Source organism: Desulfosudis oleivorans Hxd3, from assembly GCF_000018405.1.
Taxonomy (GTDB): domain Bacteria; phylum Desulfobacterota; class Desulfobacteria; order Desulfobacterales; family Desulfosudaceae; genus Desulfosudis; species Desulfosudis oleivorans.
The window spans coordinates 3,140,470-3,164,110 of record NC_009943.1; the positions used below are offsets into that span (position 1 = coordinate 3,140,470).

General features: G+C 54.5%; 26 protein-coding genes. 21 read left to right on the forward strand and 5 right to left on the reverse strand.

Annotated features, from left to right (window positions below; all coding sequences use genetic code 11):
- Positions 1-137 precede the first annotated feature (137 nt).
- The 3 genes from DOLE_RS13330 (at position 138) to DOLE_RS13340 (ending at position 2,323) form a co-directional block, all read left to right on the forward strand.
- A complete protein-coding gene (locus DOLE_RS13330; protein WP_012176013.1) occupies positions 138-923 on the forward strand; it encodes a ParA family protein in 786 nt (261 codons plus the stop codon).
- Positions 895-1,191, forward strand: coding sequence for a hypothetical protein (locus tag DOLE_RS13335; protein ID WP_012176014.1), 297 nt, complete (start codon positions 895-897; stop codon positions 1,189-1,191). Before DOLE_RS13330 ends, DOLE_RS13335 begins: the two co-directional genes overlap by 29 nt.
- Before the next feature lie 94 nt (positions 1,192-1,285).
- Positions 1,286-2,323, forward strand: coding sequence for an MBL fold metallo-hydrolase (locus tag DOLE_RS13340; protein WP_012176015.1), 1,038 nt, complete (start codon positions 1,286-1,288; stop codon positions 2,321-2,323).
- A 160-nt stretch (positions 2,324-2,483) separates the two neighbouring features.
- On the opposite strand, the gene mpl is transcribed toward DOLE_RS13340, so the two are convergent.
- A complete protein-coding gene (gene mpl, locus DOLE_RS13345; protein WP_012176016.1) occupies positions 2,484-3,908 on the reverse strand; it encodes a UDP-N-acetylmuramate:L-alanyl-gamma-D-glutamyl-meso-diaminopimelate ligase in 1,425 nt (474 codons plus the stop codon).
- A 476-nt stretch (positions 3,909-4,384) separates the two neighbouring features.
- Between mpl and DOLE_RS13350 the strand changes: the two genes are divergently transcribed.
- The 14 genes from DOLE_RS13350 to rbr all read left to right on the forward strand — a co-directional run bounded on the left by DOLE_RS13350 (position 4,385) and on the right by rbr (position 14,051).
- The gene (locus tag DOLE_RS13350) at positions 4,385-5,428 is read left to right on the forward strand and encodes a hypothetical protein (protein ID WP_153304433.1); all 1,044 of its coding nucleotides are present in this window, start codon (positions 4,385-4,387) and stop codon (positions 5,426-5,428) included.
- 593 nt (positions 5,429-6,021) lie between these two features.
- Positions 6,022-6,795, forward strand: coding sequence for an Abi-alpha family protein (locus DOLE_RS13355; RefSeq protein ID WP_012176018.1), 774 nt, complete (start codon positions 6,022-6,024; stop codon positions 6,793-6,795).
- Positions 6,796-6,928: 133 nt separating this feature from the next.
- Positions 6,929-7,456 (forward strand): hypothetical protein, encoded by a 528-nt coding sequence (locus DOLE_RS13360; protein WP_153304434.1) that lies wholly within the window; start codon positions 6,929-6,931, stop codon positions 7,454-7,456.
- Between the two features lie 81 nt (positions 7,457-7,537).
- Positions 7,538-7,843 (forward strand): hypothetical protein, encoded by a 306-nt coding sequence (locus DOLE_RS13365; RefSeq protein ID WP_041280573.1) that lies wholly within the window; start codon positions 7,538-7,540, stop codon positions 7,841-7,843.
- Between the two features lie 970 nt (positions 7,844-8,813).
- Positions 8,814-9,068, forward strand: a complete 255-nt coding sequence (locus DOLE_RS13375) for an AbrB/MazE/SpoVT family DNA-binding domain-containing protein (RefSeq protein ID WP_041280574.1) — start codon at positions 8,814-8,816, stop codon at positions 9,066-9,068.
- Positions 9,062-9,391, forward strand: coding sequence for a type II toxin-antitoxin system PemK/MazF family toxin (locus tag DOLE_RS13380; RefSeq protein ID WP_012176020.1), 330 nt, complete (start codon positions 9,062-9,064; stop codon positions 9,389-9,391). The genes DOLE_RS13375 and DOLE_RS13380 overlap by 7 nt, the downstream gene beginning before the upstream one ends.
- Before the next feature lie 140 nt (positions 9,392-9,531).
- Positions 9,532-9,774: a type II toxin-antitoxin system Phd/YefM family antitoxin gene (locus DOLE_RS13385; RefSeq protein ID WP_012176021.1), complete on the forward strand. Its 243-nt coding sequence runs from the start codon at positions 9,532-9,534 to the stop codon at positions 9,772-9,774.
- Entirely contained in the window at positions 9,774-10,034 is a 261-nt protein-coding gene (locus DOLE_RS13390; RefSeq protein WP_012176022.1) for a Txe/YoeB family addiction module toxin, read from the forward strand. Before DOLE_RS13385 ends, DOLE_RS13390 begins: the two co-directional genes overlap by 1 nt.
- 162 nt (positions 10,035-10,196) lie before the next feature.
- Positions 10,197-11,186, forward strand: coding sequence for an NAD-dependent epimerase/dehydratase family protein (locus DOLE_RS13395; RefSeq protein ID WP_012176023.1), 990 nt, complete (start codon positions 10,197-10,199; stop codon positions 11,184-11,186).
- Entirely contained in the window at positions 11,162-11,671 is a 510-nt protein-coding gene (locus DOLE_RS13400) for an SRPBCC domain-containing protein (RefSeq protein ID WP_208596980.1), read from the forward strand. The genes DOLE_RS13395 and DOLE_RS13400 overlap by 25 nt, the downstream gene beginning before the upstream one ends.
- Before the next feature lie 18 nt (positions 11,672-11,689).
- Complete coding sequence (locus DOLE_RS13405; protein ID WP_208596981.1) at positions 11,690-12,631, forward strand: NHL repeat-containing protein; 942 nt, start codon at positions 11,690-11,692, stop codon at positions 12,629-12,631.
- Positions 12,632-12,711: 80 nt separating this feature from the next.
- The gene (locus DOLE_RS13410) at positions 12,712-13,056 is read left to right on the forward strand and encodes a cyclophilin-like fold protein (RefSeq protein ID WP_012176026.1); all 345 of its coding nucleotides are present in this window, start codon (positions 12,712-12,714) and stop codon (positions 13,054-13,056) included.
- A 144-nt stretch (positions 13,057-13,200) separates the two neighbouring features.
- Complete coding sequence (locus DOLE_RS13415; RefSeq protein ID WP_012176027.1) at positions 13,201-13,392, forward strand: ferredoxin; 192 nt, start codon at positions 13,201-13,203, stop codon at positions 13,390-13,392.
- Between the two features lie 83 nt (positions 13,393-13,475).
- Entirely contained in the window at positions 13,476-14,051 is a 576-nt protein-coding gene (rbr, locus tag DOLE_RS13420) for a rubrerythrin (protein WP_012176028.1), read from the forward strand.
- 174 nt (positions 14,052-14,225) lie between these two features.
- On the opposite strand, the gene DOLE_RS13425 is transcribed toward rbr, so the two are convergent.
- The 4 genes from DOLE_RS13425 to fadR form a co-directional block, all read right to left on the reverse strand.
- Entirely contained in the window at positions 14,226-15,920 is a 1,695-nt protein-coding gene (locus DOLE_RS13425; protein WP_012176029.1) for an FAD-binding oxidoreductase, read from the reverse strand.
- Positions 15,921-16,052: 132 nt separating this feature from the next.
- Positions 16,053-17,615 carry an FGGY-family carbohydrate kinase gene (locus DOLE_RS13430; protein ID WP_012176030.1) on the reverse strand — a complete coding sequence of 521 codons (1,563 nt, stop codon included), beginning with the start codon at positions 17,613-17,615 and terminating at the stop codon, positions 16,053-16,055.
- A gap of 328 nt (positions 17,616-17,943) precedes the next feature.
- Positions 17,944-19,542, reverse strand: a complete 1,599-nt coding sequence (locus tag DOLE_RS13435; protein WP_167320884.1) for a glycerol-3-phosphate dehydrogenase/oxidase — start codon at positions 19,540-19,542, stop codon at positions 17,944-17,946.
- Positions 19,527-20,219, reverse strand: coding sequence for a fatty acid metabolism transcriptional regulator FadR (gene fadR / locus DOLE_RS13440; protein ID WP_012176032.1), 693 nt, complete (start codon positions 20,217-20,219; stop codon positions 19,527-19,529). Before fadR ends, DOLE_RS13435 begins: the two co-directional genes overlap by 16 nt.
- A gap of 271 nt (positions 20,220-20,490) precedes the next feature.
- Here fadR and mtnP point away from each other — a divergent pair, with 271 nt between their 5' ends.
- The 4 genes from mtnP to DOLE_RS13460 all read left to right on the forward strand — a co-directional run bounded on the left by mtnP (position 20,491) and on the right by DOLE_RS13460 (position 23,626).
- Positions 20,491-21,240, forward strand: coding sequence for an S-methyl-5'-thioadenosine phosphorylase (gene mtnP, locus DOLE_RS13445; RefSeq protein WP_012176033.1), 750 nt, complete (start codon positions 20,491-20,493; stop codon positions 21,238-21,240).
- Between the two features lie 46 nt (positions 21,241-21,286).
- Entirely contained in the window at positions 21,287-21,808 is a 522-nt protein-coding gene (locus tag DOLE_RS13450) for an adenine phosphoribosyltransferase (RefSeq protein WP_012176034.1), read from the forward strand.
- Positions 21,809-22,786, forward strand: a complete 978-nt coding sequence (locus DOLE_RS13455) for a hypothetical protein (RefSeq protein WP_012176035.1) — start codon at positions 21,809-21,811, stop codon at positions 22,784-22,786. It abuts the gene before it with no gap.
- A 105-nt stretch (positions 22,787-22,891) separates the two neighbouring features.
- Positions 22,892-23,626, forward strand: a complete 735-nt coding sequence (locus tag DOLE_RS13460; RefSeq protein WP_012176036.1) for a YkgJ family cysteine cluster protein — start codon at positions 22,892-22,894, stop codon at positions 23,624-23,626.
- Positions 23,627-23,641: the final 15 nt, after the last annotated feature.

A 23,641-nucleotide genomic window follows, 5' to 3' on the forward strand; every position in this document is an offset into this window, starting at 1 on the left:
ATTGTGGGGTTTTTCGTAGCGTGTCATGATGCCAGTCTACAGGGGGGGAAAAGAGCGGGCAAGTTTTTTCTTGCGTGCCGCCTGCCGGCGTGGTACTTCTCCTTTAGAAGAATTCATATTAGGGAGAAAAGAAGCCTATGCGAAAAATTGCCGTTGCCATGGCCAAGGGCGGGGTGGGAAAAACCACCACGGCCGTCACCCTTGCCCATGGCCTTGCCATGACCGGCGCCACCGTGGTGCTGGTGGACTGCGATACCCAGGGCCAGGCCGCCGGATTTCTCGGGGTCAAGCCGCCCCACGGCGTGTACGAATTTGTCACCGGCGAAAACCGCAAGGGTGAGCCGGTATCCAAAAACAGCGCCCTGTTCCCGGCCCGGGACAACCTCTGGCTGCTGGCCGGCGGCATGGGCCTGGTGGAGCTCAAGCACCGGCTGGGCGAGTATCCCCGGGACCAGCGCCATGCGGTGCTGGCCTCGGCCCTGGTGCCCAAAGGGGACGGGCTGGACTACCTGATATTTGACTGCGCGCCGGGCTGGGACGTGCTGAGCGTAAATGTGCTGATGGCCGCCGACGAAGTCCTGTGCCCGGTGGCCATGCAGGCCCCCTCCCTGGAAGGGCTCAAGGTCTTTTTTTCCTACCTGCTGTCGGCCCAGAAACAGAACCCGGCCCTGCGGCTCAAGTATGTGCTGCCCACCCTGTTTGACCGGCGGACCCGGCACAGCCCCGAAGTGCTGGGCCAGTTGAAAAAACGGTTTGCCCGGCAGATGTGCGCGCCCATCGGGTATAACACCGGCCTGTCCGAAGCCGCGGCCCGGGGACAGACGATTTTTGAACTTCGGCCCGGCGCCGTCAGCGCCGAGGGGTATCGACTTCTTGTGCGAAAGGTGATTGAAGATGGCAAAAACCAAGAAACCCATTCCTGATTTTTTTGACGATGCCGGGCCCGATCCCGTGACCGCCGCCACCGGCGGGCACAGGGGGGCCAAAACAGGCGCGGCCAAGAAGAAGGCCGGGTTTTACCTGGCCACGGAGCTGCTGGACCGCTTTGACCGGACCTTTTACCAGCTCAAGCTCGAAGGGGCCAGAATCGACAATAAGTCGGCCCTGCTGGAGGCGGCCCTGGCCTTTGCCCTGGAAGACATGGAAAAGGGCGAAAAGAGCGCTTTCCGGAAACGGCTGGCCGGTTCCTGAAACCGGTCCGCTTTGAAAAAGCCGGGCAGCGCCGCGGCGCAAACGCCCGCTGTCAAAGCGATGTGTGGCCCTCTTACAAAAAAGGCGGGATTCGTTGAAAAAAAGCGCCACCCTCAGCCGTAAGATCGCAAACGGCATCTTTTCCATCCGGCTGCCCCTGACCGGCGACAAGCCGGGGCCGGTCAACGTCTACCTGTTTACCGGAAAAAACAACGTTACCCTGTTGGACACCGGAACCGCCGGGGCTTTCGGCGTGCTGCAAAAGGCCCTGGCCGAGCACGGCATGGGCTGCGGCGACATTGGCCGCATCGTGCTGACCCACAGCCACATCGACCACTACGGGTCGGTCCAGAAGATCCTGCGTGCGGCCCGCCGGCCCGTTGACATTGCCGGCAACTTCACCCAGCCGGTGAGCATTGCCACGGGCATCGGTGTTTCCCGGCAGACCATGGGGGCGTTTCTGGCCCTGATGGGGGTGCCTTTTGCCGTTCGCCACCTGATGCGCATCCTCTCCGTTGTGTTTTCATCCATGGGGGAAAGCTGCGAGGTGACCACCCGGATTAAAGAGCCGGACTCCGTGGAAATGGGCGATTATACCTGCCGGGTCATTGAAACCCCGGGCCACACACGGGACTCCATCTGCCTGTACCATGACGCCACGGGCATGCTCTTTTCCGGGGACCATGTGCTGCCCCATATCACGCCCAACGCCTTTGTCATGCTGCGGGAAAACGAGCCCCTGCCCCGGCGGCTGAGCCAGAAGGAATTTTACGGCTCCATTGAAAAGGTGCGGGCCCTGTCCCCCACGGTGGTTTATCCGGCCCATGGCCGGGCCATCACCGATCTGGAAGCGGTGGTGCGCATGTACACGGTCAGCTATCAGAACCGGAACCGGCTGATTCTTGCCCTTCTTGAAAAAGGAGAACAGAGCATCTACCAGGTGGCCCGCCGGCTGTTTCCCAACCTGCGCACGGCCCGGCTGCCCCTGGAGATTTTTCTGGCCGTGTCCGAGGTCTATACCCATGTTCAGGTTCTGGAAGAAAAGGGACTTGTGAAAACCGGGCCTGTCGGCGGGGTGCTGATGGTTTCATTGCCCGGCCGGCAGACGTCGCCCCGAACAGACCCGGCCTGACCGAATCTCCGTCATTGCGCAGAGCTTTGCGACGAAGCAATCTCCTCCAGCCCCGTCATTGCGAGGAGCGCAGCGACGAAGCAATCTCTATCGCATACGGCAAAGATTGCTTCGCTTCGCTCGCAATGACACAAAATGCGTTCAAGACTGCTTCGCCTTATTAAAGACCGACCAGCAGCTTCTCATGAATGTTGTCAAACCCGCCGTTGGACATCACCAGCACCACGTCTCCGGCAGCTGCCCTGCCCTTTAAAAAATCCACAATGGCGTCGGCCCCGTCAAAACAGTACGCCTCCTTGCCGCTTTTTATAAGGTCATCGGCCAGCTGCTGTGAAGAAAAGCGCATGCCTTCAGGCACCTTTTCCGGCAGGGGCACCCGGCTGACACACACCATGTCCGCCAGGTCAAAGGCCTTTGCGTAATCCTGCTGGAACACGTTGCGCATGCTGGTGTTGGTTCTGGGTTCAAACACCGCGATCAGCCGTCCCTCCGGGTAAAAGGGCCTCACCCCGGCAATGGTCGCGGCCACGGCCGTGGGATGGTGGGCAAAATCGTCCATCACCGTAACCCCGCGCACCACGCCCCGCACCTCCTGCCGCCGCCGCACCCCGGAAAAAGTGGCCAGGGCTTTTTTTATCTCTTCCGCCGGCACGCCCACGCTGTGGGCCGCGGCCGCGGCTGCCAGGGCGTTTAACAGGTTGTACCGGCCGATCAGCCGGGTCTCAAACGTGCCAAACACCGCATCGCCGCATATCATCTCCACCACGCTGGCCGGCGGCTGTAATGTCACCCTGCCCAGCCGCCACGCCGAATCGTCCCGGTTGCCGTACATTTTAACATTGCAGGCCCGGCCTTTTACCAGGTCCCTCACCACCGGGTCTGAATCAAATGCCAGAAGCAGGCTTTCCGGCAAAAGGCCGCCGATAAACTTATCAAAGGTTTTTCGAACAGCCCCAAAGTCGGCAAAAATATCGGCATGGTCAAACTCCACGCCGGTTAAAATGGCCACCTTTGGCCGGTAGTGAAAAAACTTGGACCGCTTGTCAAAAAACGCGGTGTCATACTCGTCACCCTCGATCACCATGTGCCGGCCCTTGCCCAGCCGATAGTTGCCGCCAAAGTCTTTTACCACGCCGCCGATCACAAATGACGGGTCCAGGCCCGCGGAATAGAGCATCCACGCCAGCAAAGAAGAGGCGGTGGTTTTGCCGTGGGTACCGCACACCAGCAGCACCTCCCGGTCTTTTGCGGCAAAGTGCTGTATGGCCTGGGGCATGGAGCAGTAGGCAAGGCCCGCCTCAGCCAGCCGCACCACCTCGGCATTGTCTTTGGACACGGCATTGCCCACCACCACCAGGTCGGGCCGGTTATCCAGGTTTTCCGCGGCAAACCCCCGGGCCACGGGAATCTGATTTTGGGCCAGAAGATCGCTCATGGGCGGGTAGACATTTCTGTCCGACCCGGTCACCGCATACCCCAGCTCCTTGAGCATGCAGGCCAGGGCCGCCATGGCCGTTCCGCACACCGCAATCAAATGGACATTTTTGACATCATCCGGGATTCTGTTTTTATTCGGATCGATCATGTCTGCACTTCCTGTTCTCCAAAAAACTCCGCCGGGTTTTATCCCTGATTACCCACACACTGATGCTGCCTCATAGGGTATGATCAATAACTCATTTTCCATTGACATTTCAATAAAATAAAAATAGGGTCGAAAAAAACCGGGGGGGACAGGCGCTTTACAGCCGCTCTACATCACAACACAGAATCCATGTCCGGACGGCACACACATCCCCGCCACCAGAACAAATCGATGAAGCGTCCAACGTATAACAGTCGGGATAGACTGTGTCTCCCCTCCTTATGTGTTGGACCGCTCATCCCGGGCGTTTAGCCCGGTTTCATGGTAAAGAGAGCTTCATGAAACTCACGTGCCCCAAGTGTGCTAAGAAACTTAAAGTTCCAGACAAAATGTCTGGGAAGCGAGGCAAGTGTCCGGCTTGTGGACAGATAATTACAGTGCCGCATAAGGCATCCATAACACCACAGGAGCCCGTGGTGTCTACGAAAGCCGCCATCCCAAGAGTCCCGGATGGACCGTCTTCATTTTCCTCAAACGACAAGCCTGCGCCTGCTGTCTCCCAACCTGTCAAGAATCGTACTGAAAATGTTCTTAAAAAAGACCCAAAGGAATCTCTTGAACATTTACAGAAGGTCTACCGGGATTTTGCAAAACCGGTCGGAAGGAGCTCGGCTGCTTTTGGATGTCTCATGGTGTTGGTGATAATTGCCGGGATCATTACCTGCTTCGCGGTCAGTTGGCTTCTCGGCATCTTTGGTGGGATATTGGTCTTAGTGCTAGTTGTATCGATTGCGAATCGAGTGGAGACCCCACACAAGAACCGTGCGAAAGAACGCGTCTCAGGACTGGAAAAACTTTATGGGCTGTCCCACCAGGAGTCTCTCGACCTTCTGGCAGCCACACGGTCCGGGGCCGAGACCGAAGACAAAAACGAATGGAAAACGTTTGTCACTGAAATTTGGGGGGAGGAGGCCCTGGCTCTAGCAGTAAAACAGGAACACACACCCAAACCAGCGCGCGGCGCAACGCATCCGGCGGGGGAAATGTCTGACTCGCAATCAGCAGTGTTTCGCCCTCTTGCAGATATTGTGTTCCCAAGTGCGTGCGTAGGCTGTTTTTCTGCCAATGCCACCGAAAGCCTTTTACTCAATACATGGGCGGCCACAAAGACAAGAACAGCAACCAACATCGGGGGCATCGGAGGTGCGTTTGTCGGGGCAATAGCCGGTGGCATCGTCGGGTCGATAGTTTCAAATGCTTGTGGAGAAACTGAATCTTACAATATCCCCATCTGTCGAAGCTGCCTGTACCGTCTGGAAAAAACAAAAATTCAGGAATTGGCAGATGGGGGAGGCATCTTAGCACCAGGCCCGACGACCAACCTGTTTCTGAACCGTGAAATCAAGAAAGGGTGCATTCTTCTGCACTTCAACAATGAAGACTACGCCAGGGCATTTTGGGCACAGAACCAGGGAAAGGTGTTTGATACACTTAAAGGCTGCCGCCGTGGCGGTAAATAAAGAGTGAACAAGGGCATGGTGTTAATGGCTTTCAGCCGCCGCACACCGCGATCAAATGGACACTTTTGACATCATCCGGGATTCTGTTTTTATTCGGGTCGATCATGCCTGCCTTTTTCTGTTAAAAAATTGAAGCAATATCCTGGTCAATTATCCAGAGGACTTCTAACACCCAGAAAACGCAATAAGGTTCTGATTTTTCAGAAGCAAGATATTTGTTCAGCAGGTAGTTCTGAAAGTCTTTCATGGACATGGATAATTATTCTCCACGCTTATATAGATTCTATATAATCTTTTGTATGATAAGGGAATATAGGAATCGTGGCAATGGTATTTTTGCATAACAAATTATGATGAATGGACAATTTATCAGTTGACAAAAACGACTGCACCCACAATAATCGGGAAACACTGGTGGGGAAATAGAATCAATATAATCTACGTTCGCCGAGCGCGCAGCGGACTTCGTCCTTGCGCCCTCGGCGAATTGCCGCAGTTGAGCGACGATAAAATCGCTCCACCGCCTTGTCGCTTCCCGCTGCGCGCTCAGCGAACAAGACGTTGGAGCGGACCCTTTACCGTCACGAAACTGCATGCATACGGCAATTTCATGCCGGGAAAGCGCCGCTCAACTGCGGCAATTAGCCATCGATAAAGGACAGAAAATGTCAGAAGCAGAGGAAATTGCTAAAGCTGTTCAGGGCGTTGCCAATCTCGGAGAAAAATCCTTAGAGACATCAGAAAAGCTTGGAGGGTTCTTCGCGCGTGTATTTAAGGAACCTATTCAAGAGGTATCGGGTATGATAACCGATAAATTGAGGTTTGTCCGCTGGCGCCGCCTAGTTCAAATGTCAGATGATGTAAATCAAATACTTAAAGACCGTGGTGTAGAAGATACTCGATCAGTGCCACCAAAGTTGGCACTTCCAATATTTGAAGAAAGTAGCCTTGAAGATGATAAAAATATTCAACATTTGTGGAACCAGCTACTTGCTAATGCAATGGACCCCAATTTTAATGGTGAGTTGAGGTATGGCTTTGTTGACATCATCAAGAACATTACCGGAATTGAAGCAGTAATTCTAAATAACTTTTACAATATATTAAAAAGAGAAGGGCATCATGCTGATCTAGGTAAAATTACAAACTACAGCCTCAAAAAAGAACAAATTATGGAAATGGTTAAAATTGATGAAGGGACCTATCAAGTAAGCATCTTCAATCTCATGCGCATGCAATGCATAGGCCCTGCAATACTGAGAGGCGGTGTAACTATGGGGTCTGAGCCACTAACAATTTATAAGGGCTCTGATGCTGTAACGCTCACACCCTTGGGCGTAAAGTTTATTGAAGCATGTATCAAATGATGGCTAACAACACGTTGGTGAGGGACCGCAAGGCGCGGTCGGTGTTGGCACTTATCAAATAATTTTAAAAACGAAATTTCTGCGGTGGCCCGTTCCCCTTGCGGCCCCACACCGCGGACGTTGGGCGTGAACTATGCATATGAGAGAACACATTCAGCCCGTAGGCAAAATATTCACTGGGCCACGAATTTCACTTCCGGAAACCGCAGGCGTGTATGCTTTCTGGTGGATTGGTAGCAAAGAGGAGTTATTATCTTCAAACCGCCACATTGTCCTCAAGGGACCAGGGGGGCGACCCGTTGATGTCGTCTATGGCGATTGGTGGCCTGAAGAGTTAATTTATCCCTGCCTTTATATTGGAAAATCAACGAACATTAAGAAACGGTTCTCATTACACATAAAAAGCGGCTCACTTGGGAGGCTTCATGTTCCGCTTGACGGCAATATTAAGGCAAAACCGGCTACGACATCTTGTCAATTGCGTTTTGGGATAGAGCATATATTTCCATCCGAGGAAGATCCCTTATCGATGATTTATGCGAAAGTTGGATTCTCTTTCAACACGGATTTTCCTGACAACGCAATCGCTGAGCGATTTTTCGAGGAGGACAAACTTGTGGGGCTTTGGAGACCATGGTTCAACATTGATTCAGAGCGATAGCGCCCAACCTATAAATTCAGCGGACGCAAAAAGCCGCGCCGCTGATTAAACAGTTATACGCAACAGAATAAGGCTATTCCTGTGAAAAAATATATAAAGTTCAATTTATTGAAATTCACCCTATTGCAAGCCTTAATACCTCCAGTATTCTTCTTTTCTTTTAATATCCTTGTAGGGTTTGAAATACCAATGATAGTATTACTGGGCTTCTCATTGATAGGCGCCATAGGATTTGCTTTAGCTGGCGCAACCATGGCAGCAATGGTTTTAGATTCCGTTATGATCAACGATGAAATAAAAAATACGTCTCAAATAATTGGACGTGGATCGGTTCAATTGTCAAATGCAAAAGATCATTTTCTTTTGGCTCTGTTCTTATTACTCTGAAAGATAACGTTAATAAATCAATTGCCAGAATTCCACGTCCATTTTGGGCTGACGATCCGGAATTGATCAAAGATATTCTTGATAGAATTGAAAATAAGCCCAGCGTATAACCAGGCAGCCCAAAAGGACCGCCAGGGCATTCGGCTTTTGAACATTCGGGGAAAATTAAACATCAACCATCTTTAAGACAGTCAGAGGGAGCCCTGGCGCCCTTTGGCTGCCGCCGTTAGCCTTCTTAACAAATAATGTTAAGTAAACAAAAAATCGAAAAATCTGTTACTCTGATCCAGCTAATTTATTTTATTTTAGCCATATTTGGATTTTTGGGTATTTTCTTTGGTTTGTTGGGTTTGTTTGAGAGTGAAAGCCGAAATGATTCAATTGAAACAATTTTCTTGTCGTTCATTTTCATTATTTTATATTTTGGCTTAGTGCAAAGAAAGGAATGGGTTATTCCAGCTATTCTTTTTTGCTCGGCTTTTGGAATCATTAGGACATTAATTTTTGTGCTCCATCCGGCTTGTTCGTCCAATGCAATCGTTGAAAAATTTTTTATCTTTTTATTTTTTTTGTTTTGGACCTATCAACTTCATATTTTCTCAAAACCTGAAGTTAAAAAATTGTTTTGTTGCAAAGGCGCTGTTTTGTTCTAAGTTTTGGAGAACGGTAAACTCAAGGATGGAAGGCTAACCACGCCACCCACACGGACTCGCAGGGGCGGTCGGCTTTGGGTTTTGGCGTAATTTGGTGTTGAACTCACTTTAGCGAAGTCTGCAAACCCTGCTCGCCGGTGGTGGTGGACGTTCGCCGAGCGCGCAGCGGACTTCGTCCTTGCGCCCTCGGCGAATTGCCGCAGTTGAGCGACGATAAAATCGCCGCTCAACTGCGGCAATTAGGGAAAAAATATGATTTGACAACAGGTCCCTTTGTGGGTATATTGTAATTACATTAACCACAATTGGAGGCGAAAATGACGACTTTAATCAGAATAGGAAATTCACAGGGTATCCGTATTCCAAAAGCGATAATCGAGCAAGCACGATTGGGAGACAAGCAATTGGAATTCAAAATAATCGACGACGGGCTGTTAATTCAACCTGTGAAGAAAAATAGAGAAGGCTGGAAAGAACAATTTGATAAAGCCCTTAAAGCCCAGGAATCAAGCGCATCGGATCAAGAGTGGTTGGATGCCCCATTGGTAGATGAAGAGGACTGGGAATGGTAAAAAAAGAGGTTCAAAGATTTGAGATTTGGCTGGTTCAACTTGATCCGACACAAGGTTCTGAAATTAAAAAAACAAGGCCTTGTGTTGTTGTCTCCCCTGATGAAATGGCTGCTCTGAAGACCGCGATTGTTGCCCCGATGACATCCAAAGGATTTAGCTATCCAACCAGAGTCCAATATACATTTCAGGGTAAAAAAGGATTGATCTTGCTTGACCAACTGAGAGCCGTTGACAAATCCAGGTTAATTCAAAAACTTGGTGTAATTTCCCAAAATTCGCAGATTAAAATTACCAATTGTTTGCAAGAGCTTTTCGCGTATTAAGTGGCTAACCACGGCATCAAAGCGACGGCAAAATGCCGCCGCGCCTTATGCCGGCCGTTGCATCTCAAAAAGGCTTGACAAGGCGTACGCAATAACGTACCTATGGATGGGTTCGAAAATTTTATTATAAAAGGTAAATCATGCCGACATTAACTGCCACAGAAGCAAGGTCAAAACTCTATGGCCTGATCGATGAAACAGCTGCGTCCCATGAGCCAATAATTATTAAAGGCAAGCGCGGTAATGCAGTGCTTATCTCTGAAGATGACTGGCGCTCTATCCAGGAAACAATTTATCTCCTGAACATTCCAGGTATGCGGGAATCAATACGAGACGGTTTAGCCACCCCCGTCGAGGAGTGTACAGAGGAACTTGATTGGTAATGTGGCTGATCGTCTTCACAAAGCAAGCGCAAAAAGACGCAAAAAAACTATCCTCTGCCGGTTTAAGACCAAAAGCAGAAATGTTGATTGAGGTTTTGCGTGAAAATCCTTTTATGACACCTCCTCCCTATGAAAAGCTATTGGGTGATTTATCGGGGGCGTATTCCCGTCGCATCAATATTCAACATCGTCTTGTCTATCAAGTTCTTGAGGCTGAAAAAACGGTTAAGATTATACGAATGTGGGCTCATTACGAATAGTTTTTTGTATAACAAGCGGGTGCAGGTGAGCCTTCCGCTGGTGCTACAGGCCACCTGACCCGCGGCGTTATATGAAATATCCGGGTTACCCCTTAACCAGCCGATTGTCTGCCGCGTTTTTTTGAACACTGCTGTAACGAATTACAGAAAGGGTCGCGCCATATGAAAGCAGTGGTCACAGGCGGGGGCGGGTTTCTGGCCGGGCACCTGATAGACAAGCTGGTAGAAGCCGGACATTCTGTCAGGACGGTTGAGCTTCCGGGGCGGAACGTTCAACGGCTGAAAGATCTGGATGTGGAGATTGTTACCGGGGATCTATGTGATCCGAGCCTTGCCGCGCGGGCCTGCGAGGGTATGGACGTGGTCTTTAATCCCGCCGCCCTGGCCGCGCCCCTCGGTCCATGGAAACGGTTCTGGTCGATCAACGTTGAACTTGTCGACAATGTAATAGCGGGGTGTAAAAAGTCGGGCGTCCGTCGCCTGGTGCATGTCAGTTCCCCCTCTGCTGTTTTTGACGGCAGCGACCACTTTGACGCTGATGAAACGCTTCCCTTTCCAAAAAAGTTTTTAAACTACTACTGCGCGACCAAGGCGGAGAGCGAAAAGCGCGTCCTGGCGGCCAATGGCACAGACCTTGAAACCGTTGCGATCCGGCCACACGCGATCTGGGGGCCAAGAGACCGCACCCTGTTTCCGCGCATTATCGAGCGGGCCAAATCACGCCGTCTCGTTCAGGTAGGAGACGGAACCAATATCATCAGCACCCTTTATGTGGAGAACGGTGCCGATGCCCTGATCCTGGCGGCCACCGCGGATAGAGCACCGGGTAACGTCTATTTTGTGACGGACAACGACACGGTTAACCTGTGGGGCTTTTTAAGACGCATACTGAACGACCTGGGTTTGCCACCGATCAGGGCCAGGATCCCTTACCCGCTTGCTTATACACTTGGCGCCACTCAGGAGGTATTATGGACGGTTCTGAAGTTGTCCGGCGAGCCGACCATTACCCGCTATTCCGCTGCCGAACTCGCTAAAAATCACAGCTATTCCATAGATCGCGCCCGTACTGATTTGGGTTATGAGCCAACGGTTTCGCGGGAAGAGGGTCTACAACGTTTTTATGAGTGGGTCAGGAACAACCTGCTTTGACCCTAAAATCTTTCTTAGACACAAGAAGACACAGCATGTTTAAAAAAGAAATCCATACCGAAATTGATATTGACGCAAAACCGGATGTCGTCTGGAACGTGCTTGTGGACCTTGCCGCCTATCCGGAATGGAACCCCATGGTTAAAGAAGCCGGCGGCGCGGTTCAGGCCGGGCAGCGGCTTTGCTTGCGTTATCACCCGGAAGGGCAGAAAAGCCGCATATTCAAACCGTTGCTGCTGGTCGTCCTTCCCGGCAGGGAGCTGAGATGGCAAGGTCAGCCCGGTATCCGCTTTCTGCTTGAAAGTGAGCATATCTATCTGCTGAAAGAGACGACCGGCGGAAAAACTCATCTCGATCACGATATGGTATTTTGGGGGCTGCTGATCCCCCCGGTGAAAAATCTCATTGATAAAACGATACGGGGCCCTTTCAACGACCTGAACAGGGCCCTCAAGCTCAGGGCGGAAGGGATGGGCACCAACTGACCGGGCAGTGCTGCTGTTTTGCCCGGATTCGAAACAGGTAAAGCCGCTTTTATGCTAAAAAAATCAATAAAAATAGCCGCCATCTCTTTTCTGGTCCTGGTCGGGCTTGTAGTTCTCCTGGTGGCAGCAGGGGTTGTAAATACCCTGTATCTGACAAAAGGAATAAGCGGCGGTGCAAACGGCATCTTTTTTGACAAGAATGACCGTCTTTACATTGCCTCTGTTCTGGGCGGCGCTGTTCATGTTATGGACACCGGAACCGGAGAGATCCTGGAAACCCTGAGCAAAGAAGAAAGTGTGGACGGGCCGGATGACGTGGAGGTTACACCCGGTGGCGACATATATTATACAGACATTTTGCAGGGGAACATTTGCCGACGTGCTGCCGATGGTGATGTTACAAAACAGCATATCGCCACCGGGGTAAACTCAATTGCGATATCAAAAGAGGGCAGGGTTTTTGTCGGGCTGGCAATTTTAGGCGATGCTTTATATGAAGTTGATCCTGATTTGAAAAAGCCGCCCCGCCTTGTTTCCGGCGCCCGGGGGCAATTCAATGGATCGGATTTCGGGCCGGACGGCCGTTTATATACCGCCTTGAACCTTGCGGGAAAGATTGTTTCCACCAATGTGGATGCCGACAATCCGGTCACAACCGAACTTGAAACTGATATTCAAACGGTGGCCACAGGGTTACCGACGGTGGCTGGCGTTAAATTCAATGCCAAAGGGGAATTGTATGCCTCCACATTTCTGGGCAATATCTGGAAAATAGAGCCTGCTACCGGGGCCAGAGAGCTGGTGGCGGATGTCGGCTGTATCGGCATAGATAATATAGCCATTGACTCCAGGGACATCGTATTTGTATCAAACACATTAAACGGACTGATCTATGAGGTACTGCCGGACGGGGGAACAAGACCCGTTAACAAAAAAGGCGGGGGCAGCGACCCGGCATGACGGGATACGCATGTCAACGACTGACAACCAGATTGGTTCACTATCCAGAATGAGACACTTAGCCGGCTTGGAGAGAATAAATGACCAAAAAACAGATAATGCTTGATTTCGGCGGCCTTGTACTTGAGGCGGAACTGTTTGACACCGCCATTGCAAAAAGATTCGAGGCGCATCTGCCTTATACGGTCAGCCTGACGCAATGGGGTGAGGAGCTGTACGGATCTGTCGGCATCGACCTTGGCGAAGAAAACCCGGTGCCCGATATTCCGGCAGGCGGCATCGCCTACAGCAGGCGCGGCAACTACGTGTGCATCTTTTTCGGCCAGACCCCGGCCTGGCCGGTGGAGCACATCGGCCGGATTGCGGGCGACCAGTGGGAACGGCTTGTGGAAAACCCGGGCCTGGATGCCGTGACGATCCGGTAGCCCGTTTTCCGGCTTGACAAAAAAGGCCGGGTGATATCTACTTGATGTCAAATCCGGCTGTCATTTTCCGTTCATACATTCCGCCTTTTCCAGGCTGTATGAGCGCCTTGTTACTGATCAATAAGACATTAAAAGGAGGAATTGATGAAAGCACGCGTTACCAGCCAGTGCATGGGGGACCGGAACTGCAACAAGCTCTGCCCCGAGGTGTTCAAGTATGATGAAGACCAGCTGCTGTCCGTGGTCCAGTTTGACGTAATCCCTGAAAAATACGAGGCCCTGGTGCGCCAGGCCGCTGAAGAGTGCGGCGCCGAGGCCATTGAACTCGAAGAGTAGCATCACCGCCACTGCGTGAACCTTCCAGGCCGGATGTTTTTTTAAAGCATCCGGCCTGATTCATTTCAACAAAGGAGATCCCCATGGGAAAATTTCGTGACAGCCAGACCGCCCGCAACCTGATGCTTTCCTTTGCCGGCGAGTCCCAGGCCAGAAACCGGTACACCTATTTCGCGCGCCAGGCCTTTGAAGAGGGGTTTGTTCAGATTGCCGAGATCTTTGAAGAGACCGCGGACCAGGAGTGCGAGCACGCCCTGCGGTTTTTCAAGTTTTTCAACGGCGGAGAGATGGAAATTACCGGCAGCTTTCCCGCCGGCGTGATTCAGGATACCCATGACAACCTGGTGGCCGCGGCGGACGGCGAACGGTTTGAACACAGTGAGCTGTATCCCGGCTTTGCCCGGATCGCCCGGGAAGAAGGGTTTGAGCGGGCCGCTGACACATGGGACGCCATCAGCGTGTCTGAGCGGCAGCACGAGAAACGCTACCGGGACCTGGCCGCCAACATTTTGGCTGACCGCGTGTTCTCACGGGAAAAACCGGCCGTGTGGCGCTGCCGGAACTGCGGCTACCTGCACACCGGCACCGAAGCCCCGGCAAAATGCCCGGCCTGCGTCATGCCCCAGGGCTATTTCGAGCTGCTGGGCGAAAACTGGTAGCAGAAGACTGCTTTGCCAGCGGCGTAACCACGGCCTTTTTCGTCATTGCAAGGAGCGAAGCGACGTGGCAATCTCCTGCGCATATGTTCAAGATTGCTTCGCTGCGCAATGACGCCTGTCTGATCAGGATTGCTTCGCTACGCTCGCAATGGCCTCATAGTAATGTCTCCCGCACTATCCATCCAGCCCCAGGGTGCCGCCGGGATTCATGATGTTGTGCGGGTCAAAGTGACGCTTGAGGGCCCGCAGCACTTCCATCTGCTCCGCGCCCAGGTGGCGTTCCATTTTCGGGCCCATCATGCGGCCCACGCCGTGATGATGGCTCAAGGAGCCGCCGTGTTCCACGATGGCGTCGATGATGCCGCGCTGAAACGTCCGGAACTCTTCAGCCCCGGCCATGGGCATGATAAAGATAAAATAAAGATTGGTGCCCTGGGCGTAAAAATGGGAAGAATGGGTCATGCAGACGGCCCTGACCCGGTCTTTTATGTATTTGCGCACACCCTGGTGGACATGGTGCAGGTTGTCCCATGTGACCGACGTCTCCAGTGTGTCGATAAGAATGCCGATATCGTTCAGGTCTTCGCGCATGTAGGGGTCTTTGAAGCGGGAGGCAAACCACTTGCTCGCCGGGTAGGTGGTCAGGTAGATGCCGCCGCAGGCCCTGCACACACGGCCGACCTTTTTCTTCACGTTGGCGGCAAACCCCTTTTCACCGTCGGCCTGGCCCAGCATCAGGCAGCGCCGGCCGGGTTTCATGCCGCGAAGGCGCAGAAAGGTGTCGGCCGGGGTTCCGGCAATGCCGTACATGTTCATGGCCACGTCGGTCTCCTCAACGTCGGAGATGCGCAGCACCGAGGGCATGCCGAACTCCCCCTGGCTGATGTTCCGGGCCGCTTTCACCGCCGATTCCCAGTCCGGAAACATGTAGGAAAACCGCCGGGTGTTTTCCGGCATATACCGGAACACCTTCATGGTCAGGCCCACCAGCACGCCGAAACATCCTTCGCTGCCCTTCATGATGTCATTGACCTTGGGGCCTGTGGCCGTGCCCGGATAATCCAGCGTCTTAAACGACCCGACAGGTGTCACATACTCCTGGCTGACCACCAGGTCGTATGCATCACCGTAATAGGAGGAGAGCTGGCCCGACCCAAGGGTAACCACCCAGCCGCCCACGGAGGAGTATTCAAAAGACTGGGGAAAGTGGCCCCCGGTGTAACGGTGGCTGGCGCCGAACCGATCAGGCGCGTTGTTCAGCAGCTCCTCGTAGGCAGGCCCCATGATGCCCGCCTCCACGGTGATGGTCTGGTTGGCTTCATTAAATTCGATCACCCGGTTCATGTGGGTGCCCATGACCAGGGTCACGCCGCCGCCCACGCCGTCCAGGCCCAGCGTGACCGAACTGCCGCCGCCGTAAACACGCGCCGGAACCTTTTTTTGATGGCAGTAGGCCACAATGGCGGCCACATCCTTTTTATCCCTGGGATGCACCACGCAGTCGGCCACGTGTTCGGCCCTGCCGGTCCGGAGCTGAATCAGGTCTTCCATGGCCTTGCCGGACGAATGCAGCACCCGGCTGTAGTCGTCCGTGGCGATGTTCTGCTCTCCCACGATGGCGGCCAGGGCGGCCATGTCATCGGAAGAGAGACGGCAGGGAATGTCGTGTTTCACCGGCTGGTCCCCGGTGTCGGGCCCGCGCTTCAGGTCGGCGTCCGACAGCCCCAATGTCTGCTGAATCACCTTCAAAAACCCGGCGCTGGGATGTTTGAACCCGTCCGGCGCGCCCCACTTTAAAATCGACCGATAGGTGCCGGGTTTGGGCGGGGTGCTGATCCACTCCGGAGTTTTTTCCGCCTGCTTGCTCATAATCCCTCCATTCCAAATATTTCGTTTCACCTTTAATCTTTCCCGTGCCCGTGCCCGTGCTCGTGATCTCCCGCCTGTCTCGATTCCGATCCCGATAGCGATAGCGATCCTGATTTCGATCAGGCTGAGGGGTTACGCCGGGTATCCCGTAATGTCACGAATCTCCTCGTAGAGCGGGTTTAAGGCCGCAAACATTTTTTTATAAACCCGGTCGTACAGGTTGCGATAGATATCCACGTGGTCGGGGTCGGGCTCGAACACGACCTGGGGCTTGATCATGGCCGCAGCCGCCGCCTGAACCGACGAATACACACCCAGGCCCGCGGCCGTGACAATGGCGGCGCCCAGGCCCGATGTCTCGTGGGTCTGCACCTTGACCATGGGCCGGTTGAATATGTCCGCCGTGATCCTGCAGATTTCGTCGCTCTGGGATGCCCCGCCTGAAACCGCGGCTTTTTCGGCAAAAAACTTTCCGGCCTTTTCCATCTGCTCAAGCCCTTCCATCAGACCGAACCCCAGCCCCTCGATCACCGACCGGTAGATGTGGGCCTTGGTGTGAACATCACCAAAACCGATCATGGCACCCTTGGCCGACGGTTTCTGCAGGCCGGGACTCCAGTAGGGCTGCACCACCAGGCCCATGGAGCCGGGCGCGGTCTTTTCCAGGTGGCGATTCAACACCACTTCAGCGGCAATGCCCTTCTCCTTTGCCTCCATCACCTCCTGAAAGGCAAACTCGTTTTTAAACCAGGTGATCATCCAGAATCCCCGGAAAATTTCCACTTCCGGGTTGTAATGGCCAGGAATGGGTGCCGGATAGGGCGGCATAAACCGAATGGGTTCAAAATACCTGCCGGACGTGGTCTGCACCGTGGCCGTGGTGCCGAAGCTCAGGCTCACCATGGAGGTGTCCACCACGCCGGCACCGATGGTTTCGCACCCCTTGTCCGACCCGCAGGCAATCACCGGCACGTTTTCGGGAATGCCGGTCTGCTGAGACGCCGCTCTGGTAATGCGGCCCAGCGCCTGGCCCGGGGGCACCAGCTCGGCCAGCTTGTCGGGTTCCACCGGAAAAAACAGGGCCGGCAGATCCGGTTTTTTCGTCCACCGCATCTTCTTATAATTGAAAGGAAGGTGGCCGATCTGGGAGGCCACCGAATCGGCGAACCGGCCGGTGAGGCGAAAATTTAAAAACCCCGACACCTGAAGGTATTTGGCCGTGGCAGCCCAGATATCGGGCTGGTTCTGCCGAATCCAGTTGCACTTTCCCTCGGCCTGAATGTCCAGCACGTTATGGTACATGCCGGCCAGCTTGAGCGCCAGTTTAATCACATGCCGGGGAACAAAGGGCGGCTGGGCCTTTCGCTGGTCCAGCCAGATGATGGCGGGCCGCAGGGGTTTGCCCGCCGCATCCACGTTGATCATGCTGGCGCGCTGGGAGGTCACGCCGACACCGGAGACGTTTTTCATGTGGTCCGGATGTTCCGCCTTCAGCCGGTTACAGGCCTCGCACAGGCTGTTCCAGTAGATTTCCGGATCCTGCTCGGCCCAGCCCGGCGCCGGGCTTACATAAGGCGCATACTCCACCTGAACCCTGGCCAGCAGGTTTCCGGTGTCGGAAAAAAGAAGCGTGCGAAGGCTCTGTGTGCCGCAGTCCACGGCCAGCAGAACGGCGGTGTCTTTGGATGGCGTCATGGCTTCTCCTTTTATTTTTGCATGCCCTTAATTTATATTGTTCTTCAAACACTACCCGTGTACTTTTCTTTGGCGCAAAGAAAAGTACCAAAAGAAACATGCCCTGCAGCTTGGCCTTTGGCTGCCCTCGCACAAACGCTTTTTTCGGCACGGGCAGGAACTCATCCCGCTTCGCGGGATTCAAACAGCCTGCCCGCTTTTTCCGAAAAAAGCATTCGCGCTCGGCTGCGCTGCAACGGGCGAGGCGAATCGTTTATGGCCAACCCACCATTCTGGACACCGGCCCGAAGTGCCTGAACGTCATAAAAGAATTGAGAGCCATACGGTATTATTTTGCAAACAGCACAGACGGCGGGGCATAGGCTTCCCGCCACAGCTTTACGTAGGCCGCCTTTTCCGATTCCCACTGCTCCTGGTTCCAGCCCAGGGCCGATTTACAGATAGGTTCCAGCCGCTCAAAACAGGCGGCCCCGCCGTCGGCCAGCAGAATGCCAACGCGCACCCTGCGCAGCAGCAGGTCGGAAAGATGGCGCACCTGTCCGTGGCGGGCCGCAAAATCGATTTCAGCCCACAGGGTTTCCGTGGAAAATACCGGCGCCAGAAGGTCCGGCCCGCACGTCTCCACCAGGGTGTTGGCCTGGTTTCCGTACCGGCCATAAAGCCGCGTCTGCACCGTTTTGTTCAGAGGCGCCATCTTTGAGGACCGGTTTTTCGGCGCGTCAAAGACCGGTTCGCTTTTGGACGGCAGGTTTTTGGCCGGCAGGTAGTCGCGGGCCGCCTTGAGCGCGTCGTTTGCCAGCAGCCGGAAGGTGGTCAGCTTTCCACCGGTAACGGTGACCAGTCCCTTTTCGTCCCACACCGCGTGTTCCCGGGATTCGGCGGAAGCGGCGGCCCTGCCGTGGCTGAGTACCGGCCGCACCCCGGCCATGGAGGCAATGCACGAGGACACGGAGATCTTCAACCCCGGCAGAATAAAATCCAGCCCCTCCATCAGGTAGTCGGCCTCGGCCTTTGTGAGTACCGGCTCGGTGTTCAGGTCATGGTCGTGGTCCACGTCCGTGGTGCCCAGAAAAGCGGTGCCTTCCCAGGGAAAGATAAACACCGGCCTTTTATCAGCCGGGTGCATGAAGCTCACCACCCGGTCCAGCGGAAACACAGACGCCGGAAAAATCAGGTGGCTGCCGCGCAACGGCCGAATATGAACACCGGACTCGGGCACCCGGCCCAGCTTCTCGGCCCAGGCCCCGGTGGCGTTGATCACCACCTTTGTGTCAAACCCGGCCGTGGCCCCGGTTTCCGTGTCTTGGGCCGTGATCGCGGCGACCCTGCCACGGCTGTCCCGTCCCACGGCCTGAACTTTCGTATAGTTTAACGCCGTGCCGCCGTTGGCAACGCCTTCCTGGATCAGGCGCAGCACCAGCCGGGCGTCGTCCACCTGTGCGTCCTTGAAATAAAAGCCGCCGGTAAGGTTTTGGGTCCGCAGCCCCGGCACCAGGTCCGCCATCTGTCCGGCACTGTAACTGATATACTGTTTTTCAAGGGCCATGAGGCTGTAGACGGAAAGTCCCAGGCCCATGACAAGCCGGGACGGCCCGCCGTCTGAATAGACCGGCATCATGAAACCCAGGGGATCCACCAGGCCCGGCACCTCGGCCAGCAGCCGCTGGCGCTCCTTTACCGACGCCCGGGTCAGCAGCACCTTGCCTTCCTTCAAATAGCGCAGGCCGCCATGGACCATCTTGGAGGATCGGCTGGAGGTACCCCAGGCAAAATCGTTCTGCTCCAGCAGCAGGGTTCGCAGGCCCATGCGCACCGCCTCCCGGAACACGGCGGCGCCGGTGATGCCCCCGCCGATAACGACCAGGTCCCAGGAACGGGCCACGCTATCCACCGTGGCCGGGGTATTCGACATTACGTGTGTTGACATGCTTTCCATATCTCGATGCTCTCCTCCATGGCCTGCCGGACAACGGGCGCCACCTTTTTTTTGCGACCAATGGCGTTTGACAGACTTTTATAATACCGCCGGGAAGCGTCCCGGCCCTTTTTCTCGGTAAAGTAATGGCCGCCCAGCGCGGCAAACACCGGCTCAAAATCATTTAAAAACAGCGGATAGATCAGATTGTGGCTGGCACGGGCCATTCGCATCTGAAGGTCCCAGTCATATTCAGCAAAGGCGGCGGGATCTTCGTTCAGGGTGTCGGCGGTTTCGAGCAGGGACAAAAAGAGCTCCGGATGAGCGGGCACGGCCTTTTCCGCGCAGGCCGGCAGAAAGACGGCCCGGGCCTCCAGCAGATGGACGACGCACTCGGGCGGCAGAAATTCGGGAAAGTCCGCCATGGTTTTGAGCATGGCCATGCCCCCGGCCTGCCAGTAGTCATTGACCACCGTGGGTTTGCCGTGGCTGATGGTGATCCAGCGGTCCCGGGCCAGGCGTTGCAGGGTTTCCCGAAGGGTCTGGCGGGTGATGCCCAGCCGGGCGGCCAGGTCCCGTTCGGCGGGAAGCAAGGTCCCCGGCGGCCAGGTCCCGTCCAGGATGGATGCGACAATATGGTGTTCGGCGTGCTGCGCCGGTTTAATCAGGGGTGTTTGTGAAAAATTCATGCTGCCTCCAGTCTGGTAAGAGGTCATACCAGTTGAGCGCAATAATGTCAAGTTTAAAATAGCCGGAACCTGTTTTTGCCCGCTTCGGCGACATCAATAAGGCCCGGCCATGCTTGACAATCATTCATCCATGTAGTATTTCCGGTCTATTAAGAAAAGGCAGGCAAATGTGGACGGGCAACCCTGCGCACCGCCTTAAGGCGATTTTCAGGGGCTTGCCCTTTTTCATGACCAGACAGCAGTGGGCTGTAACACCACACCGGGAGAGAACATGAAAAAAATCGGCATTATCGGTGGTTCAGGGCTGGAAGACCCGGATATTCTGCAGAACGCAAAAGACCTTGAGGTGATCACCCCTTACGGCGAGCCCACCTCTCCGCTGGTGTGCGGCGCCATTGACGGCGTGGAGGTGATGCTGATCTCCCGCCACGGCCGGCGCCACCAGTTCTCCCCCTCCGAGGTCAACTACCGGGCCAACATTCATGCCTTAAAAGACCAGGGCGCCACCCATATTCTGGCCACCACGGCCTGCGGCAGCTTAAAAGAAAAAATTCATCCGGGCGATTTTGTGATTCTGGACCAGTTCATCGATTTTGCCAAAATGCGGAAAAACACCTTTTTTGACTCTTTTGAACACCTGGACTTGAGCGCCCACTCCCCCATGGCCGACCCCTTTGATAAACATCTGCGCGACCTGCTGATTCAAAGCGGCAGGGAACTGGGCCTGCCCATTCATGAAACCGGTACCGTTGTCACCATCGAAGGTCCCCGCTTTTCCACCCGGGCCGAATCCAGAATGTTCCAGGCCTGGGGCGCGGACGTGATCAACATGTCCGTGGCCACGGAGGCGGCCCTGGCCAATGAAGCCCAGGTTCCCTACGCGGCGGTGGCCATGTCCACGGACTACGACTGCTGGAGAGACGAGGAAGAGACCGTATCGTGGGAAGCCATTATGGAGGTGTTTCACAGCAACGCCGAACATGTGAAACAGCTGCTGATCACCGCGGTTTCAAAAATATAGACCGGCCGGCGGCCGGGACCCATCCCTTAAACAGGAGAAAACCACCATGGATCTGAAAGCAACCATACGCACCCTGCCCAACTGGCCCATCGAAGGGGTAATGTTCCGGGACATCACCACCCTGCTTCAGGACCCGGCCGCCTTCAAGGAGGCCATCAACCGTTTTTACGACCGATACCGGACAATGAAGATCGATAAAATCGTGGGCATCGACGCCCGGGGCCTGATCTTCGGCGCGCCCCTGGCCTACAAGCTGGAGGTGGGGTTTGTTCCGGTTCGAAAAAAGGGGAAAATCCCCTTTCGCACCATCGGCGCGGCCTACTCCCTGGAGTACGGGGAGAGCATGGTGGAAATTCATGAAGACGCCATTCTAAAAGGGGAAAGGGTCGTTGTTGTTGACGACCTGATCGCTACCGGCGGTACAGTGAAAGCCACCATCGACCTGGTGGAAAAGTTGGGGGGCGAGGTGGTGGAGTGCGCCTTTGTCATTGACCTGCCCGACCTGAAAGGCCGGGAAAAAATTCGTGATTACAAAATGTTTGCATTGATGGAATTTGAAGGTGAGTAGGTGAAAACAAGCGTTCGGGGGCTTTTTCGGGCTGTTTTTTACGCCTTGATGCTGGCAGGGGCGGCTTTTACCCCGGCAGCGGGAAGCGAAACAGCCACAGCCACGCCGGCGGCAAATGCCGCACCGGTCGCGGAGGCCCCGGACAGAATCGCCTTTGAAGTCACGTGGGACGCCTACTACACATCGGCCGACCTGATCCTGAGCCTCACCGATGCCCCCATTCCCAGGGTGGGAGAAAAAAGTGAATACGAGGTCTACCGGGATCTGCTCAAAAGCTCCCTGGTACCCCGGTTCCTGCTGCTGGAGGCCAGCGTCAACCCCATGCCGTGCCTGGGCGGGTTGATTAAAAAACATGCCAGGGAGTTTTACGACGACTCGGAAGTCATTGATGGCTTAAACCTTGTCAACGCCGTCACCGCCGGTTTTGACGAACCCTACGCCTTTTCGGTTTTTGCCGGCAACGTGGTGCAGTTTGAAAAAAAAGGCGAGCCCGGTAAGGCGGGCAACAACGGGTACATGGGGTTTCTGTTCAGCGTGGGCGACTACCACATCAAGGACAATGACTTTATCCATGACCAGTGGTACGAGATCGAATGGAAACTGAAAGGGGACCGGATATTTTCCGACCAGAAGCTCACCTGGAGTTTTCGACTGGGTGGTAAAGTGCACGAACATGCCGACATCTCCGACGCGATCTATGTCTCGTTGCGAAGAAGTCGGCTGGACTATGACGCCCCGGCCAGCTCCATACTGAAAAACAGCGGTTTTGAATACACCTTTCATGTCACCGCGGACCGGTTTCAGCCGATCAGCCACTACCTTTCCCTGGAAAAAAAGTGGCCCCTGAAAAACAGAAAATTTGCTTTTTCAATGGCCGTGGGCGGTGTGTGGGAAACCAGCCGGAAATACACCGGCTCCCTGTCGCGAAACAAATCCAGTGACTTTCAGCTGTTCATCCGGCCCAATATTGAATTCTAAAGTAAACCCTCGAACCCTTGACCCCTTATCTGCCTTACAGCAAGGACCTGAAGAAACCTGTTGGGTGATGAAAAAGTCAAAAACTGAAATGGATATTTTATAATTATGGAAGACTACAGCGTCATAGAACTTGGACTCCAGGACACCTTCTGTTTTGCCTGCGATCCGAACGTACCCTGCTTTAATGCCTGCGGCTGCGATGTGGTCCAGTACCTTACCCCCTATGATATTCTGCGCCTCAAGAACAGCCTGGGACTCTCCTCCACCGAATTTCTGGAGCGTTACACCACCCACTACACGGGACAGGGCTCCGGCCTTGAGGTGGTGACACTGAAACGGTCGGCAGCGGACCGGCAGCGCCAGTGCCCTTTTGCCAACGAACAGGGATGCGGCGTTTACCCGGATCGGCCCTCCTCCTGCCGCGTCTATCCCCTGGCCCGGGTCGCCTCCCGGTGCCGGGAGACCGGCCGCGTCACAGAGCGTTACATGCTGATGAAAGAGCCCCACTGCAGAGGGTTTGACCGGGGCGTGCCCCGCACGGTTTCCCAGTGGATAGAAGACCAGGGCCTAGCCCCTTATAATGAGGCCAACGATCGGCTCATGGAGATCATCAGCGCGAAAAACAGGACGTCCCCGGGCCGGTCTCTGGACATGGTATCTAAAAAAATATTTTATACCGGCTGTTATGACCTGGACCGGTTCAGGCAGGAGATATTTGAAAAAGGGGACCTGGAGGGTCTGAATTTGGACGACGCCACTCTGGCCGCGGCTGCGTCGGATGACACGGCCCTGCTGGCCGTCTCTCTTGCCTGGGTTAAAAAAATGCTGTTTTCATCGTGACCACCGCCCCGGCCC